The sequence below is a fragment of the Tenacibaculum profundi genome (assembly GCF_052050075.1).
Lineage (GTDB): Bacteria > Bacteroidota > Bacteroidia > Flavobacteriales > Flavobacteriaceae > Polaribacter.
Window position 1 is genome coordinate 2,905,611 of the sequence record NZ_CP197225.1, and the last position, 16,570, is coordinate 2,922,180.

14 protein-coding genes are annotated in these 16,570 nt (G+C 29.8%); 7 read left to right on the plus strand and 7 right to left on the minus strand.

Annotated elements, in window-relative coordinates; translation table 11 throughout:
- The first annotated feature begins 17 nt into the window (after nucleotides 1–17).
- From era to ACSIGE_RS11895, 3 genes are all read left to right on the plus strand, one after another.
- The gene (gene era / locus ACSIGE_RS11885) at nucleotides 18–899 is read left to right on the plus strand and encodes a GTPase Era (protein WP_440882217.1); all 882 of its coding nucleotides are present in this window, start codon (nucleotides 18–20) and stop codon (nucleotides 897–899) included.
- 703 nt (nucleotides 900–1,602) lie between these two features.
- Nucleotides 1,603–2,913, plus strand: coding sequence for a ribosome biogenesis GTPase Der (gene der, locus ACSIGE_RS11890; protein ID WP_440880087.1), 1,311 nt, complete (start codon nucleotides 1,603–1,605; stop codon nucleotides 2,911–2,913).
- A 243-nt stretch (nucleotides 2,914–3,156) separates the two neighbouring features.
- Complete coding sequence (locus tag ACSIGE_RS11895) at nucleotides 3,157–5,565, plus strand: GAF domain-containing protein (protein WP_440880088.1); 2,409 nt, start codon at nucleotides 3,157–3,159, stop codon at nucleotides 5,563–5,565.
- A gap of 3 nt (nucleotides 5,566–5,568) precedes the next feature.
- On the opposite strand, the gene ACSIGE_RS11900 is transcribed toward ACSIGE_RS11895, so the two are convergent.
- Nucleotides 5,569–6,771, minus strand: a complete 1,203-nt coding sequence (locus ACSIGE_RS11900) for a Pycsar system effector family protein (protein WP_440880089.1) — start codon at nucleotides 6,769–6,771, stop codon at nucleotides 5,569–5,571.
- A gap of 153 nt (nucleotides 6,772–6,924) precedes the next feature.
- On the opposite strand from ACSIGE_RS11900, the gene ACSIGE_RS11905 reads away from it, so the two are divergent.
- Nucleotides 6,925–8,490 (plus strand): protein adenylyltransferase SelO, encoded by a 1,566-nt coding sequence (locus ACSIGE_RS11905; protein WP_440880090.1) that lies wholly within the window; start codon nucleotides 6,925–6,927, stop codon nucleotides 8,488–8,490.
- Between the two features lie 82 nt (nucleotides 8,491–8,572).
- On the opposite strand, the gene ACSIGE_RS11910 is transcribed toward ACSIGE_RS11905, so the two are convergent.
- The 6 genes from ACSIGE_RS11910 to ACSIGE_RS11935 all read right to left on the minus strand — a co-directional run bounded on the left by ACSIGE_RS11910 (nucleotide 8,573) and on the right by ACSIGE_RS11935 (nucleotide 12,905).
- On the minus strand, nucleotides 8,573–9,289 hold the full coding sequence (locus ACSIGE_RS11910; RefSeq protein ID WP_440880091.1) for a hypothetical protein: 717 nt from the start codon (nucleotides 9,287–9,289) through the stop codon (nucleotides 8,573–8,575).
- Nucleotides 9,290–9,299: 10 nt separating this feature from the next.
- Nucleotides 9,300–9,773: a hypothetical protein gene (locus ACSIGE_RS11915; RefSeq protein ID WP_440880092.1), complete on the minus strand. Its 474-nt coding sequence runs from the start codon at nucleotides 9,771–9,773 to the stop codon at nucleotides 9,300–9,302.
- Nucleotides 9,774–9,783: 10 nt separating this feature from the next.
- Entirely contained in the window at nucleotides 9,784–11,271 is a 1,488-nt protein-coding gene (locus tag ACSIGE_RS11920) for a DUF3570 domain-containing protein (protein ID WP_440880093.1), read from the minus strand.
- Nucleotides 11,262–11,474: a DUF4266 domain-containing protein gene (locus ACSIGE_RS11925; RefSeq protein ID WP_440880094.1), complete on the minus strand. Its 213-nt coding sequence runs from the start codon at nucleotides 11,472–11,474 to the stop codon at nucleotides 11,262–11,264. Before ACSIGE_RS11925 ends, ACSIGE_RS11920 begins: the two co-directional genes overlap by 10 nt.
- On the minus strand, nucleotides 11,474–12,370 hold the full coding sequence (locus tag ACSIGE_RS11930; protein ID WP_440880095.1) for an FAD:protein FMN transferase: 897 nt from the start codon (nucleotides 12,368–12,370) through the stop codon (nucleotides 11,474–11,476). The genes ACSIGE_RS11925 and ACSIGE_RS11930 overlap by 1 nt, the downstream gene beginning before the upstream one ends.
- An 85-nt stretch (nucleotides 12,371–12,455) precedes the next feature.
- Complete coding sequence (locus tag ACSIGE_RS11935) at nucleotides 12,456–12,905, minus strand: thioredoxin family protein (protein WP_440880096.1); 450 nt, start codon at nucleotides 12,903–12,905, stop codon at nucleotides 12,456–12,458.
- Between the two features lie 87 nt (nucleotides 12,906–12,992).
- Here ACSIGE_RS11935 and ACSIGE_RS11940 point away from each other — a divergent pair, with 87 nt between their 5' ends.
- From ACSIGE_RS11940 to ACSIGE_RS11950, 3 genes are all read left to right on the plus strand, one after another.
- On the plus strand, nucleotides 12,993–13,925 hold the full coding sequence (locus tag ACSIGE_RS11940; protein ID WP_440880097.1) for a hypothetical protein: 933 nt from the start codon (nucleotides 12,993–12,995) through the stop codon (nucleotides 13,923–13,925).
- A gap of 34 nt (nucleotides 13,926–13,959) precedes the next feature.
- Nucleotides 13,960–15,585: a hypothetical protein gene (locus ACSIGE_RS11945; protein WP_440880098.1), complete on the plus strand. Its 1,626-nt coding sequence runs from the start codon at nucleotides 13,960–13,962 to the stop codon at nucleotides 15,583–15,585.
- Nucleotides 15,586–15,649: 64 nt separating this feature from the next.
- Nucleotides 15,650–16,474 carry a gliding motility-associated C-terminal domain-containing protein gene (locus ACSIGE_RS11950; RefSeq protein ID WP_440880099.1) on the plus strand — a complete coding sequence of 275 codons (825 nt, stop codon included), beginning with the start codon at nucleotides 15,650–15,652 and terminating at the stop codon, nucleotides 16,472–16,474.
- Nucleotides 16,475–16,570: the final 96 nt, after the last annotated feature.

The window sequence follows — 16,570 nt, forward strand, 5'->3', positions numbered from 1 at the left end:
GCATGTATCTTTGCGGTATGACACATAAAGCAGGATTTGTAAATATTATAGGTAATCCCAATGTTGGAAAATCAACATTAATGAATGCCTTGGTAGGTGAAAAATTATCGATTATTACTTCAAAGGCACAAACCACAAGACATCGTATTTTGGGAATAGTCAATGGAGATGACTATCAAGTCGTTTTTTCAGATACTCCAGGAATCATAAAACCAGCATATGAATTGCAAGAGTCAATGATGGATTTCGTGAAATCCGCTTTTGAAGATGCTGATGTTCTTATCTACATGGTAGAAATTGGTGAGAAAGAGTTGAAGAATGAAGAGTTTTTTAAAAAGATAATTCATAGTAAAATTCCAGTGATACTGCTTTTGAATAAGATTGATAAGTCAACTCAGCAAGAAGTTGAAGAAAAAGTAGATTACTGGAAGAAAAAGGTGCCTAGTTCATTTGTATATGTAATATCTGCATTGGAAAAATTTAATGTAGAGACCGTATTCTATAAAATAATAGAATTGTTACCAGAAGCAGCGCCTTTTTATCCTAAAGATCAGTTGACTGATAAGCCAGAACGTTTTTTTGTGAATGAGGCAATAAGAGAAAAAATATTGCAACACTATAAAAAAGAAATCCCTTATTCAGTAGAAGTAGAAACTGAAAGTTTTATTGAAGAACAAGACATCATAAAAATAAGAGCGGTAATTATGGTTGAACGTGATACTCAAAAAGGTATAATAATAGGCCATAAAGGAAGTGCCATTAAAAGAGTTGGTACAGATGCTAGAAAAGATTTACAACGATTTTTTGATAAAAAAGTTTTTCTTGATTTATATGTAAAAGTCAATAAAAATTGGAGGTCAAACGATCGTCAGTTAAAGCGTTTTGGGTACAAAGATTAAGCATAACCTATTAAATTAAATCAAGTAACTGTTTAATTTAATTAAGATATTAGTATTTTTTGTAGTTAGCATTTTGTTTTTGAGGTTTTAAGTTTTTTTAATGTTAAAATGTAATGCATAACTAGCTCTTAGTTGTAAGGTTTTGTTTAAATGCTTGATTTTTTAGGCTTTATTTCAGATATTGACAATGTAGAATATTGAACCGATAAATATTAGTTGGTTTTTATGGAAATAGTATTACTAAATAAACTTTAAAAAGTAATAGGTTAGAAGAAAAAGAAATCTAAAGTTGTAGACAAAAAACAAGGCTGCCTTAATGGTTTTTTATTGTCGCGGAAAATATTTTTGGACATTCATATTAATGTTGAAGAGTGTGTTGGAAAAGTTTTAGTTTTAAGACAACTTTTGACAGGTTTTGTGAATAAAAGAGTCCGTAAACTAAATAAATGAATTAAAAACCGTACAAGTTTTTCAAATCTAAAATTTATTTAAATTTTGGATTCTTATCTTTAAGAATGAGATTGTTTACCCTTAGCAGAAATTTTTTATAGATTCTTATATTTTAATCAGCGTTTTTTGATATCGTAAGAAAAATTTTATTTAGGCTAAACGTTTTGACTTCTTTCAGTTGGATATTTTATTTTATTTTGCAATAGACAGCTTTTTTTAATGTTTTGTTTTACAGAAATACTACCTTTGCAAAATGAGCAATATAGTAGCAATAGTAGGAAGGCCAAATGTAGGAAAATCAACACTATTCAACCGCTTAGTAAAGCGTCGTGAAGCCATTGTTGATTCTGTAAGTGGTGTAACCAGAGATAGACATTATGGAAAGTCAGAGTGGAATGGTAAAGAGTTTTCTGTTATTGATACAGGAGGTTATGTTGTTGGTTCTGATGATATTTTTGAAGAAGAAATTAGAAAGCAAGTCCAATTGGCTATTGATGAAGCTGATATTATTATGTTTGTTGTAGATGTTGAACAAGGCATTACTCCAATGGATGATGCTGTAGCAAAGATTTTGCGTCAGGTAAAAAAGCCCTTGTTTATGGTTGTAAATAAGGTTGATAATGCTATGAGAGACGCTGATGCTGTAGAATTTTATAATCTGGGACTAGGAGATTATTATACAATTTCATCAATTAATGGAAGTGGGACAGGAGAATTACTTGACGCTATTGCAGAAGAAATACCTCAAGTTGAAGAAGGTGCAGAAACAGAAAATGATCTCCCTAGATTTGCTGTTGTAGGAAGACCCAATGCGGGTAAGTCATCTTTGATAAATGCATTAATAGGGGAAGATAGAAATATTGTAACGAATATTGCGGGAACAACCCGTGATACTATTGATACTAAATACAGTCGTTTTGGATTCGAATTTAATCTGGTTGATACCGCAGGAATAAGAAAGAAATCAAAAGTTAAGGAAGATCTTGAGTTTTATTCTGTGATGAGAGCTGTAAGAGCAATAGAACACTGTGACGTAGCTCTTATGGTAATTGATGCAACAAGAGGCTTTGAAGGGCAAGATGAGAAGATATTTTGGCTTGCTGAAAAAAATAGAAAAGGGGTTGTTGTACTGGTAAATAAATGGGATTTGATAGAAAAAGAAACTAATACAATGCGCGATTTTGAGCGTCAAATCAAAGAAAAAATAGCACCTTTTACTGATGTTCCTGTTATTTTTATTTCAGCATTAACTAAGCAACGAATTTTTAAAGCTATAGAAACGGCTGTTGAAATATATGAAAATAAAAAACGTAGAATTCAAACTAGTAAGTTAAACGAAGTAATGTTGGATATTGTTCAACAAAATCCTCCTCCAGCAATCAAAGGTAAGTTTGTGAAAATAAAATATTGTATGCAATTACCAACACAAACGCCACAATTCGCTTTTTTTGCGAATCTGCCTCAATATATAAGAGATCCTTATCGAAGATTTGTAGAAAATAAATTAAGAGAACATTATCGTTTTACAGGAGTTCCTATAAGTATCTATTTTAGGCAAAAATAAACGAAGAAAATCTCACTAAAATATTTTATATTAAGCTTAGATGTATGATTCTATTGAAAGATCGAACACTTTTTAATATCTATAACTTCGGTAAAAAGAAGTTTTTTTAATAGGTACTGTTTATTAAAAGAGTTTTATTAATTACGTAAGGGGGAAGTATTTCATTTTAAGAGGCCTTGCTTAATGTGTTATGGTTAAACAAAAACTATTTTGTAATTTTGTATTCAGGGGAAAACTTAAATCATGAATATCAGAAATATAAATGGAACTCATAACATAGAGCTTCCTTTGCAATTACAAGTAAGTTTCAGAAAAGTACTTGATTTATATGTAAAGTATGGTAGTGAAGCAATGAAAGACCATCCTTTTCATGAATCATCAAAGGTGATGATTAATGAAATTGAAAAATATCCAGAATTAATTAATGGATTTACAGATATTTCTTTAATAGAGAAGCATTTTGATACAATAAGTTTATTATTAGATCCTTTGTTTCCTGAAATTCTCACAAATAATGAAATAAAGATAGCCTCCATTCCATTTTCTTTTGTTTCTTTTAAGTTTACAGAGCGTTTTAAAGGCATTTTGAATAATGCAGGTGAAAAGTATAATTTAAAAGTTAGAAATCTTGAAAATAACTTGATGTATATTTATGCTTGTACTTTTATATTGGAAAGTGTTTATGACACCCCCGTAGATCTAAAGCGTCCTTTTTTCTTTGATATCCCTGATCAAAGATTCGGTATAATGAAACATTATAGGGCTACCTTCAACGCAGATTTTGTAGAAGTATATCCTACAGAAAACGCCCCGAAAATAAATAAAGAAGATATAAAGTTACTCTTAGATAATTTTGATAACATTGATATTTGGAGAGAGAAATTTCCTCCAAATTCATATATTTTCAAAGGATTTGGTATAATGAATCTTTTTGATGTTACTTCAGACGAAGCTATTACATCAATTAGAACAAACCTTCTAAAGAAAGAAGATATTAATATAATTGATAAGTTGAGAACTAACTTAAGCGAGTTTTATTCAATAAATGATTTAAAAGTAGGTTTTTCTCAGTTTGATATTAGTAATTTGGAAACAAAGCCACCTCGACTTAAGAAGTCAGATAGTATTTTAGTTGATGAGGGGGCAACGATAAACCCTAATGATTTTTTCTGCGATACGATAATATCTAAAGTTTTTAAAGAGAATGAAGATGTTGTAATATCTGATATTGAAAAGTATGGTCAGAAATCAAATAAAAACCAATTTTATCAACGACTTAAAAAGACAAACATAGGGAGTATAATCCTTATTCCTATTAAAGCGTCTAGTAATAAGAATTTAATACTCTTGGAAATAGCATCACCGAGAGCTTATGAATTAAATTCTGTTAACAAACAAAAGCTAAAGGATATTATTCCTGTTTTTAAGGCTGCTTCAGAAAGAAGTTCAGAAGAATTTATGAATACATTAGAAGCAACTATACAAGAATATTATACATCTATTCATTCATCGGTTAAATGGCGTTTTTATGAAGCTGCTGAAAATTATCAGAACGCAGTTTATATGAATGAAGAAGACGCTAAAATTGAGCAAATTATTTTTGAAAATGTATTTCCTTTGTATGGTCAGATAGATATTAAAGATTCCTCTATTGCTAGAAATAAGGCGATAAAAGAAGATCTTATCACGCAACTTACATCGGCTATAAACGTATTAAACAAGGCATGTCAAACCGAAAAACTAACGATTTATGAGGAGTTAATTTTTCGAATTGAAAAGTATTTACTCGATGTTCAAAAAGGACTTAAAGCGGGTGATGAGGTTGGAATATTAGATTTTTTAAAAAAAGATATTTATCCTGTTTTTAAGCATATCAAGAATATCAATGACGATTTTAAAGCGCTTGTTAACAGTTATACGGCTACTTTAGATAATAATCTTCATGTCGTATATGATAAAAGAAAATCATACGAAAAAAGTGTTTCGCAAATTAATGATAAGCTCGCAAAGATTTTAGATAAACGGCAAGAAGAAGCTCAGGAGATGTTTCCTCATTATTTCGAAAGATATAAAACAGATGGTATTGAGTACAATATTTATATAGGTCAGTCTATTACCAATGAAAAGAAGTACGATAGCTTATACCTTTATAATTTGCGTCTATGGCAATTAATAACTATGTGCGAAATGGAAAATATAGCGCACGGTATGAGGAAAACGCTTTCACATGATTTAGAGGTTGCTTCATTGATTTTAGTTCACAGTAATTCGCTTGCCATAAAGTTTAGAATGGAAGAAAAAAAGTTCGATGTGGATGGTGCTTATAATATTAGGTATGAAATCATAAAGAAAAGAATAGATAAGTCTCTAATAAAAAATACGAATGAACGTTTGACTGTTCCAGGAAAAATAGCTATTGTGTATTCTCAAGATAAGGATGCGGTTGAATATTTAAAATACATCCGATTCTTACAGTCTAAGAATATGTTAGGTGCTGTTGAAGTATTGGAATTGGAAGAGCTTCAAGGAGTCTCTGGACTAAAGGCACTTCGAGTAGAAGTCGTTTATTCATCAGATACCGATACCAAAGAAACAATAACAATTGATGAATTATTATTGAATGAGTTTAAAGAGTCATTAAAAAAAGAATAGGCGTTATTTAATAACGTGCCCTACTGAGTAAAAAGCTATTGCAAAAGCAATAACACTTGTAATAATTCCAATCATAAAAACAACATAAGTCGTTCGTAGAATGTTGTATTTTCGGTTTAGTACAATTCCTAAAAAGTAAAGATCCTTAGTCAATGCTCCATATAAATAGTCTCTGTCTTTAAGCATTTCGTCCATAGCCCATTCAAATTCAGGTAAGCTCATTTTGTGGAAATTACCAAAGAAAATTAAATTAACTTTCTTTTGTGCGACATCTTCTTTTGTGAACTTTCCTTTAGTAACATTAGGTCTTGTTGCAAGTATGGAAAGAATGATCGATATAACAGTGAAAATTATAAAAATAATGCTTGGGATTATGAGGTAAGAGTTTGATGGATTGTCTAATTTTGGAATCAATGTAGATAAAGCCATTGAAATGATAATTGCATTAACGGAAAGTAGAATATTGGCTTTTGTGTCAGCAATATTGCTTAGGGTGATATGATTTCTTAAAGCCACTCTGAACATTGTATCGACACCTCTTTCAGGAAGTTTTGTTTTATTTTTTTTAAATTCTAATTCACGTTTCTTCTGTTTCGTTTTTGAAATTTCTTGTTTTTGTTTTTCTTGTTCCTTAAATAGTTGGACTAAATTTTTATTTTTTTGCTTAGCCCATAGTTTAATTCCTGAATTTGTGTAAAACTGATGTTCTAAACTTAAAAAATTAATATTATTTTCAATCCATTCATAATTTGAGTAATAGATGTCTTTTGTCAATTGAAACTCTTTTTTCAATAATTCAGAAAATTCATTATAATTTTTACTCCCAATATGAGAGCTATCTGCATCTTTTAATATTTCTTCAAGTAAGTTCTTTGGTTCAACAGTAATCTGGGTAGCTAAAATAGTTTCGCTGACTTTGGAAATTAGATTTTTTTTGTTTTTTTTACTCAAAAAATCTGAAGCAATTTCTGTACTTTTTTTTTCATGTTTTTTTATGTCTTTTGAGTAGCCTGTATCGTGAAACCAAGTAGCAATAAGTAGAATTTCTAAGTCTTCATCTACTACTTTCTCTAAGGTAGCAAGTTCAATAGTTTTTTCAACAACTCTAAGCGTATGAGAAATACTGTGGTAAACAAATTTTTTATCTAAGTTATTCTTTAAATAATTTAAGACATAACCTTCTACTTCTTCTAAAAAAACACTCATTTCTTGTAGTTTAGTTTGTAAAAGTAGTTAATCTTTATTAAATAAGATGGATAAGAAGGTAGTAGGTTGTTTTAATAATATAAAATTATGAGTTTTGATAAAATTATAAACCTTCCTTATATTTGTACTTGAGTATTTAAAATTTTTGTTTTTATGAAGATTAATGTTAGCAATACCTTTAATTTAGAGCTTCCAGCTGATAAAAATAGAGAGAATGACAGAAGACAAGTTTTAGAAGCGTGTTTTTCTTACGTTAATCCTAAAAAGACAAAAGCTCCGGAACTAATACACGTATCTGATGAAATGTTGAATGAGTTAGGTATCTCTAAAGAAGATTCTCTTTCGACTAATTTTATAGAAATTTTTACTGGTAACAAAGTTTATCCTGAGTCAAAACCATATGCTATGTGTTATGGAGGGCATCAATTTGGAAATTGGGCAGGGCAGTTAGGCGATGGCAGGGCTATCAATTTATTTGAAATAAATCATAATGATAAACAATGGGCTGTTCAATTAAAAGGGGCAGGAGAAACGCCTTATTCAAGATCAGCAGATGGACTAGCTGTTTTACGTTCGTCTATTCGAGAATATTTATGTAGTGAAGCGATGCATCATTTGGGGGTTCCTACAACCAGAGCATTATCTTTATGTCAGTCAGGTGATCAAGTTTTAAGAGATATTCTTTACAATGGAAATCCTGCTTATGAAAAAGGGGCTATCGTTTGTAGAGTTGCACCAAGTTTTATTCGATTCGGAAACTTTGAGATACAATCAGCAAGAAAAAACCATATATTACTAAAAAAATTAACAGATTATACAATCAAGCATTTTTTTCCAAAAATTACAATTACAGGTAAGGATAAATATCTTGAGTTTTTTAAAGTAGTATGTAATAAAACAATCGATATGATTATTCATTGGCAGCGAGTTGGTTTTGTACACGGTGTCATGAATACAGATAACATGTCTATTTTAGGATTAACTATAGATTATGGCCCGTACGGATGGCTTGAAGGTTATGATCATACTTGGACCCCAAATACTACTGATGCGCAACAAAGACGTTATCGTTTTGGAAATCAAATGTATATTGGGCTTTGGAATTTGTTTAAGCTTGCAAATGCAATTTATCCCCTGATAGAAGAAACTAAATCTTTACAAAATATACTAGATTCGTATAATGATTTGTATGAAGAGCGGTATGTAAATATGATGCGAAAAAAGTTGGGGTTTGAAATGGCATTAGAGGAAGATAATAAAATTATTAATAAACTCGAGATAGCACTTCAATTGATAGAGACAGATATGACTATTTTTTTTAGAAATTTAGGGCTTGTTAATAAAGAGTTTAAGGCTTCAGAAGCTATTGAAATAATTAAAGATGCGTTCTATAGTTTTACTGATTTTAAGAATCAGGTAAAACAAGAGTGGATAGCTTGGTTGGAACTTTATTTAAAAAGATTAAAAAAAGAAGAGATTTCAAATAAGCGAAAGCTACAAAATATGAATTTAGTAAATCCTAAATATGTATTTAGAAATTATATGGCACAATTAGCGATCGATAGGGCAGAAGTGGGCGATTATCAATTGATTGAAGAATTTTATATGATGCTTAAAAAACCTTATAATGAACAACCAGAGTTTCAAAAGTGGTTTTCAAAAAGACCAGATTGGGCCAGAAATAAGGTAGGATGCTCAATGCTTTCTTGTAGCTCTTGATTTAAGTAAGTCTTCTCATACTAATGTTATATTGAAATTTCAAAAAGAAAAGCCATAAAAACTGTTTTTATGGCTTTTCTTTTTAAAATAGCTTTTTGAGATTAAAGCCATAGCAGAGGTAGATACCTAATTGATTGTTTAGAGTAGTAAAGCTTGTTTTGTTTGATACATCATTACTACTTGAGTTCTGTATAATCCCTTCTAAAAATTGATCATTCAATGAATAAAAGTATCTGCTCCCAAAAGTAAGCGTGTTTTCATTTCTCAAATAAAGAGTAATGCTTATCTCAGGTATTAAATATACATTACCACTTTTTAAAGAGCTGTTTGTTGCTGTTATTTGATCTGTGATCTCACCTTTCTTAGCATAAATATCGACTTTTTTTGTAAAAGTAAGCCCAGAGCCCATACCTAAACTTAGATCTAGGTTTTTTTTCAAGTTAAAACTATAACCTGCTCCTATGGTAGCGGTATGGTTAATATAATTATGATCAATTAAGAATGCTCTATTCTTATCTAACCCTTCGATCATTAATGTATTAATAGATACTGAATATCCTAGTTTTATATTTGTTCTAAAAGCGGTTCTGTATATGCCATTTAAAATGAATGAATGATTGTAGTTTTTTTTAATATTACTATTTTGAAATGTAAGGTTTGTATCTTCAATTTTAGTATCTAAAAATCCAAATTCATAACCACTTGTAATATAAATACCATTGTGCGTATATTTTTCTTGAGCAGTTACATTCAGAACTAAAAGTATTATTATTAAAAAATAGGTTTCGTCTAATTTCATTATATGAATTTTATTGTTTGATTATTTCAATGGTATTAGGTCTATTGAATACAGAGCAATTACTCGAAGACACCCATTTTCCTGTAAGCATTTTTTGATTGGATAGAAAATTCAGGTGGTAATTATTTTTTTTACACCAAAAAGTGCCAGAGATATCTGTAATCTCTTCTATTACTCCAACTGTTTTTATATCAATAAGATTATTATTTGTAGTTACTTTTATTTTAAATAAAATATAACTGTGTTGTTCGGGTATTTTAGTAATTTTTAAGGTACCATTAGTATTGTTGTCGTTTATATTATCTATTGCTACAGTGAATCTATATTTATCATCTTCACAGTCAGGACAGTTTATTATGCCATCCCATAGACCAATTAATGGATTATTGCTTTGTGAATGTATTTCGGTATAGCTAATATCTATGGATTTATAGCATCCAATAAGAATAATGCTAATTGAGAGTATTATTATTTTATTTTTCATTTTCGTTACTTTAAAAGGTAAAGACATTGTTAAGTGTAACTGAGGTAGCGTTTAAACCTGTTGTTCTTGAAAAGTTAGAGATTCTGAATTCTAAAGATTTAAATTGAAACTTTTTTTTCTTATTTATGTTAAAACTAAGAACACCGTCACTAGGGGAAAACTTGAGGCCAATACCAGTTTTATTGGTTTCAAAAGAAGATAAATCATAATCAGATGTGTAGTATTCAGCACTCAAGTCATGTTGTCCATAAGGTTGAAAGTGGTCTGCTTTTGTTTGTGTATGAAATCTGTAAAACGGATAAAATGTTAATCCACTACCTAATTTTAAAGGTATTTCTAATTCTAAAGTATGACCTGTAATACCAAAATCATCATTATAAAAGCGATAGAAGAACCGAGTAATTAAAAAATTATTTAAATAATAGTTTGCTCTGATACCTAATGCTTTTTTGATTCTCCTTTTAGGTAAGTGTTCAATTTTAACTAATTTGTTTTTTTCAACTGAAATACCGTCATTAAAATATACTCTATGAAAGGGGGTGCTTAGTAAGCCCCTTTGAATAATTATTTCTGCAGTTAAAGAAGCATTAAGGCGTTGGTTGATATTTCCACCAAATGTAATACCAATGTTATAAGTAAAACGAGTATCAGATTCATAATCTGTTTTTGTTAAACTTTTGGGGTTTCTATAATCATCATCATCATCATCGTCATCATCGTCATGGTCATCATCATCATCGTCATGGTCATCATCATCATCGTCGTCATCGTCATGGTCATCATCATCATCGTCATCAAAAAAGTTATAGTTATTGTTGTTTTTATCAAAATAATCAAAATAATCAAAAAAATCATCATCATCATCATCATCATCGTCATCATCCGAATAGTTTACAACACCTTTATTTCTTCCAGCTCTAATTTCACCAGGATATATCAATAGCCATTTATCAATAAAAATACCAGCATTAATGCTTAAAAATTTATTGCCATCTTTTGAGTTTTTTTGCCATGTAATTTTTCCATAATTTGAATTTACGTCAAATTCTTCTGAATGACCATATAAAACAGATACAATAGTTTGTTTATCAGGAATGTTTCTGTTAAAGTTTAAAGAAAAATACTTTCGAGTATCTTCACTAGCTAAACTATTACCTCTTTCAATATTTGTTGAGCTAGTACTAGCGCTTGTTGTTGATTCGTTTCCGTATTTATCAATATTGGCAGTACTAGCAGATGTATAGTGATCAAGCCCTATAGAAGCGCCAAAAGTAGATACTTTATTAACAGGAATAGAGATAGTTATTTGTGGAGCGCTATTGTCAAGCTTTTCGGTACCGAGACCACCTGTTACAGCCCCATTATTTCCATCTTGTTCATAGTAGTTATATAGAATGTTTACCTGGGTTTTATCGAGTTGTTTTATGTTTTTTTGAGCAAATAAAATAAATGAAGACCATAAAAAAATAGTTGTAAAGGTTACTTTTTTTAGTTGCATCCACAACCTCCTCCCGCTTTACTACCATTGGCGCCAGCGGCTCCCTCACGATAGTTTTGTGAATTTACTTCGTATTGCTCTATTTTTCGAGCAGATAAAGCCATATCTTCATTATTTAAGTACATCTTTTGATAAGGTTTTATCGTTGTACAGTTTACAAATACTATAGGAAGAAGTAGCATGAAAAATTTTCTATAAATCATTAATTATAGTTTAGTTTTAAATTGTTAGATGAATGAATTTTACCGTCATTTGTAATTAATAAGCAGTCAATACCCTTTAGCTTATTGATCATAGAGAGTCCGAGTTCTTTACCCATAACAAAAACAGCGGTAGCTATAGCGTCTGCTAATTCAGCGTTTTTACAAAAAATAGTAACACTTTTTAGTCCACTTACAGGCCATCCTGTTTTCGGGTTTATTATATGTGAATATCTTTTGTTGTTAAATTCAATATATTTAGCATAATTACCTGACGTTACAACGGAATTATCAAGTAAATTGAATTTGCCAATTTTATTCTGTATTTCATCTGGATTAGCAATGTTAATAACCCATTTTTTTGTAATAGGATTAATGCCCCATGTAGTTATGTCTCCTGCAGCATTTATCAACCCTGCTTTAACTCCCATTTTTTTTAAAATATATTTTACTCGCTCAGCTGTATACCCTTTACCAATTGATCCAAAACCTATTTTCATTTTTCTTTTAGACAAAAAAATAGTACTCTTTGATTCATTGATAATGATATTTTTATAGTTGATTTTAGATACAGATTCTTTTATTGTCATACTATCAGGTATGCTTGGCATTACCTTGTCAAAATACCAGATTCTATCAAGAGATGCATAGCTAATATCAAATAAGCCATTGGTAAGTTCAGAAATTCGTTTGCTTCTTTTTATAAGCTGTACCAATTCTCTGTTAACTTTGACAGGTTTTAAACCTGCATTTTTATTAATTTTAGTAGTCTGTGAGTTATCTTTCCAAGAAGAGATTAAATTTTCAATTCGAATGGTTTCTTCGATAGCTTTATCAAGATATTTGTCAGCTTCTATTTTGTTTTGAGCTACCACTGTAAATTCAAAGTCGACGCCCATTAGAAGTTTTTTTCGATGATACAAATTTTGTGATTGTACAAATAAAGTTGTCAAAAATAGCGTGATAATGAAGTGGATCATTTAGCTAATCGTTTAAATAATTTTCAATATAATATTCAGCTGTTTCACTCTTATACCCGTCAATTGAAGTGAGTATTTTACCTTCTTCGTTTAGAACAATAACTAGGGGAAATATTCCCTTTTTATTGTATTTTTCAGCTGATTTTTCAATGTACGATAGCTCATTTCTAGTTAGTTTATTTCTATTTAATACAAAATCAATATTGACTAAAATATATTCTTTATTGGCTTTATCCTTAAATATTTTTGTTTCAAAAACTTCATTTTTTAGTTCTATACAAGGTTTACACCAATCAGATCCCGAAAAATAAACAAACGTCTTTTTGTTTTCTCTATGAGCTTTGTCTATTGCTTGCTCAATATTTTTATACCAAACTGCTTTGGATTTAACCGCTTGTGAATTGACTGTAGCTACAAGTAGAAGAAATACCAGCGTACTTATTTTTTTTATCATAAAATCAAAAATTTCGGCAAAAGTAGTTTTTATTTAGAATAAATTAATATAGTTTTGCCGAAATTTTTGATAAAAACTTAAAGTTTTATGGTTCGATTAACTATTCTAAAGTTCTTTGTTCTAGTTTGCTTGGTTAGGAATAATTATGGCCAAGAGGTTGTTGTTGGTTCAGGAAGTTGCGGTTCTTCTCAAACTCAAAATATGCCTGTAAAATATGATAACGGTGCTTGGAATGGTGGTAAAAACAATAGCTGGTCTCTTATGCTTTTCAAAGGAGCTGAATTAAAACAATCAGGAAATATAAGCACCATTGGATTTTACCCTAATTGTAAAAATAGAAATCTAGATTATCCAGTTGTTTCAAGACAGAGAATTTATTTTAAAGAAACATTGGATGATAAGATAACTGACGTTTCAAAACCTGATTTAACTACTTATACGTTGGTATTTGAAGGAGATATTAATTGGAAAAGAAAAACTACATTTAATACAGTTAGGAATGATATTGTTTTAGATAAATCGTTCAATTACAATAAGATTAAAAACTTATTAGTTTATTTTGAAAACGAGTCAGGTGTTAATGTTGAGATGTGGGGAAGTATTCCTTTTTTATCTACTTACCATGGAACTGACAGAGGTGTTTATGCAATATATAAGCTTTCTGAAAAGGCTAAATCTACAGGGAATATAGAAAAATCTTTACCCATAACCTATTTTAAATTTTCAGTATCACAGCCTGCTATACAATTACCTAATAACCAAACAGTTTGCGCAGGAGATATTTTTGAATTTTCAGGAGTTTCAGCAATGAATTATCACACACTTTTTTGGTCAAGTTCAGGTTCTGGTACTTTTGAAGATAATTCAATATTAAATCCAAAATACTCAGCAAGTAGTGCTGATATTAAAAGTGGAAATATAATTTTAAAACTGACTGCTGAAGGAGGAAGTGGAACGGTAACAAAGAGTGTTATTTTAACCTTTAAAAAAAAGCCAATAGCTTCCATAAAAAGAAGATGATTTTAAAATGATTGATACACCTTAATATTGAAGAATGAAGCAAATATTTTTAACACTAATTGTAACGCTAGTTTGTATATTTTCTATTAGTTCACAAACTGTCACTATAAATGGAGATTCAAGTAGACCTGATATTCCAATAAATGCTACTGAAAAATATAGTTATAGTCAATTTATTTATTTGGGAGATGAAATCAACTATTCAGGATTGATAAGAAGTATAACATTTAAGTTATTAGGTAAAATGCCAGCAACACTGATTAATCAATTATGGAAAGTCAATCTTGCAGAAATAATTAATGATGATTTTTCAAATACACAGACAAATCCGTGGTTAGCTCCATTATATAAACCTTATGAAGGCTTGGTAGAAGTTTATAACGATTATGTTTTTTATGATCCAAAAAATAAGACCGTTAAAATTGTTTTTAAGAAGCCTTTTTTTTATCACAAATCTAAAAACCTTCTAGTTGAAGTTTACAAATATGCAGATGGAGAAACTAATAATATATTTTTTAAGATAAATAATAAATTTTCAAAAAAGAGAGGAATTATAACATCAAGTAATGTAGAGGCTTTTTATGATTCTTCTTCAAGAATAAGAACAGCAGTAAATTCGGTTCCTGCAGTTGATATTGAAATAATGCCTGGTTCGCCATCAATGGAACAATCGTTATTTGAATATTGTGAAGGTGATAATTTAGAGTTAACAGCAGAAGATGCTGGGACTGAAGCTACATATTTATGGACACTTCCAGATGCTTCAATAATAGAAAATAAAGACTTAACAATTAATAATCTTTCAAAGTCTCATGAAGGTATTTACATTTTAGAGGTAGTAAAAAAAGGATGTTCAAATTTGGCATTATTAGAACTAAAAGTAAATAAATTACCCGTCTTCAACCTATCTAAATTTGAAGTATGCGTAGGGCAAGAACTAAATTTAATTGATTTTGGATCCCAATCTACTTCAGGGATATTTCTTTCTTCTGATGAAAATATTGCTACTGTTACAGATGAAGGAGTTGTAAAGGCTATAAAATCAGGGATTACTTTTATTAGTTACGAAAATAAAAAAGGATGTAAAGTTAAAAAGAAGCTAATTGTAAATGATATGACCCTACCTACTTTGACAAGCAATTTGTCATCAGATACGACTTGTTATGGGGCATTAGTAGAGTTTACAGCTAGTGGTGGTATTGAGTATGAATTCATGGTAAACGGTATCAAGAAACAGTTAAGATCAACTAGTCATATTTTTAAGACAGCTTCTTTAAATAACGGAGATAAAGTAAAAGTAAAAGCTTGGAATAAATCTGGTTGTAGTTTTGAAAGCTTAGAATCTACAATTAAAGTGAAAAGAGCGCCTTATATTAATAAAATAGAAGGGAAAGATGAACAGCTTTGTGAAGGTGAAGATGCTTATTTTATTATTGAAGGTATGAAAAACTCAATCGTAACTTACGCTATTAATTCAGGAGCTTTAAAAAAAGTAACATTATTTGAAGGAAGTGCAATTGTTAAAGTATCAAATGTAGAGACTAGTCAAGAGATTCATTTGAAAAGTGTTTCGTTGGATGATTGCCAGACACTTTTAAATAACAAAGTGAATATAGAAGTAACCTCCCGACCAATAGCAATAATAAAGAATAAGAGTTAATAAGAGGTATGCGAAGAAAAATAACTACCATTTTTATATTATTTAAAGTTTATTTATAAAAAACATGAAAAAAAATATTTTAATATTAATTCTTATGTATAGTTGTCAAACCATATTCGGATTACATAATATTAGATGTGCTAAATTTTATTCTAAAGGTAAAAAGTTTGACAAAGGGATTACTGAAATAACCATTTGTGAGGGAGAAATATTACAATTAACTGCAGAGCCAGTAGCAAATGCGACTTACGAATGGGTTACACCAGATAACGAGGTAATATATGACATTGATTTAATTCGAATGAACACAACATTACTTATGTCAGGTAAGTATTCATTGGAGGTAAGAGTTAATAATTGCAGTGATATGTCATTTATTAATGTAAATATAATTCCTAAACCTAACGCAGGAATTGATTCTACATTAGAATTATTAGAAGGTTTAGAGCCTTCGGAGCAAGAATTGTTTGAAGCTTTGGAAGGTACACCAGAGTTAGGTGGCAATTGGACTAAATCTGAAAATGTATATCGTTATACTGTAAAATCAAATAATGTGTGCAATTTTTTTAGTACAGCTACAGTAGTTGTTAAACGTAGTATAAAATTAATTAATGGTTTTTCCCCAAACGATGATGGTATCAATGATACTTGGAAAGTTATATCCGATCTAGAAAAAAGGTACCCAAACAATTCATTAGTTGTATTTAGTGTAAACGGAAATAAAGTCTACAAGGCAAGTCCTTATAAAAATGATTGGAATGCAGTTTCAAATGAAGAATTAACTATTAATCACAATAAAAAGCTTCCTCCTGGATCGTATTACTATATCCTTGAACTCCAAGATTCAAATAAGAACACTTTAAAGGGTTGGTTACAAATAAACTACTAGAGTAGGGTGGGTTTCATATTTTCATTTAAATAGTTTAGAGGTTAATTAAAATTAACCAAAGTTTACATTGAAAAATGGAGAATAAAATATTACCTA

Bases quoted from the DNA above. Each gene is read 5' to 3' on its own strand.
- ACSIGE_RS11910 (WP_440880091.1), bottom strand. From the start codon at position 9,289: ATGAAATTAGACGAAACCTATTTTTTAATAATAATACTTTTAGTTCTG.
- ACSIGE_RS11895 (WP_440880088.1), top strand. From the start codon at position 3,157: ATGAATATCAGAAATATAAATGGAACTCATAACATAGAGCTTCCTTTG.
- ACSIGE_RS11935 (WP_440880096.1), bottom strand. From the start codon at position 12,905: ATGATAAAAAAAATAAGTACGCTGGTATTTCTTCTACTTGTAGCTACA.
- ACSIGE_RS11950 (WP_440880099.1), top strand. From the start codon at position 15,650: ATGAAAAAAAATATTTTAATATTAATTCTTATGTATAGTTGTCAAACC.
- ACSIGE_RS11920 (WP_440880093.1), bottom strand. From the start codon at position 11,271: ATGCAACTAAAAAAAGTAACCTTTACAACTATTTTTTTATGGTCTTCA.
- era (WP_440882217.1), top strand. From the start codon at position 18: ATGACACATAAAGCAGGATTTGTAAATATTATAGGTAATCCCAATGTT.
- ACSIGE_RS11945 (WP_440880098.1), top strand. From the start codon at position 13,960: ATGAAGCAAATATTTTTAACACTAATTGTAACGCTAGTTTGTATATTT.
- ACSIGE_RS11905 (WP_440880090.1), top strand. From the start codon at position 6,925: ATGAAGATTAATGTTAGCAATACCTTTAATTTAGAGCTTCCAGCTGAT.
- der (WP_440880087.1), top strand. From the start codon at position 1,603: ATGAGCAATATAGTAGCAATAGTAGGAAGGCCAAATGTAGGAAAATCA.
- ACSIGE_RS11930 (WP_440880095.1), bottom strand. From the start codon at position 12,370: ATGGGCGTCGACTTTGAATTTACAGTGGTAGCTCAAAACAAAATAGAA.
- ACSIGE_RS11900 (WP_440880089.1), bottom strand. From the start codon at position 6,771: ATGAGTGTTTTTTTAGAAGAAGTAGAAGGTTATGTCTTAAATTATTTA.
- ACSIGE_RS11915 (WP_440880092.1), bottom strand. From the start codon at position 9,773: ATGAAAAATAAAATAATAATACTCTCAATTAGCATTATTCTTATTGGA.
- ACSIGE_RS11940 (WP_440880097.1), top strand. From the start codon at position 12,993: ATGGTTCGATTAACTATTCTAAAGTTCTTTGTTCTAGTTTGCTTGGTT.
- ACSIGE_RS11925 (WP_440880094.1), bottom strand. From the start codon at position 11,474: ATGATTTATAGAAAATTTTTCATGCTACTTCTTCCTATAGTATTTGTA.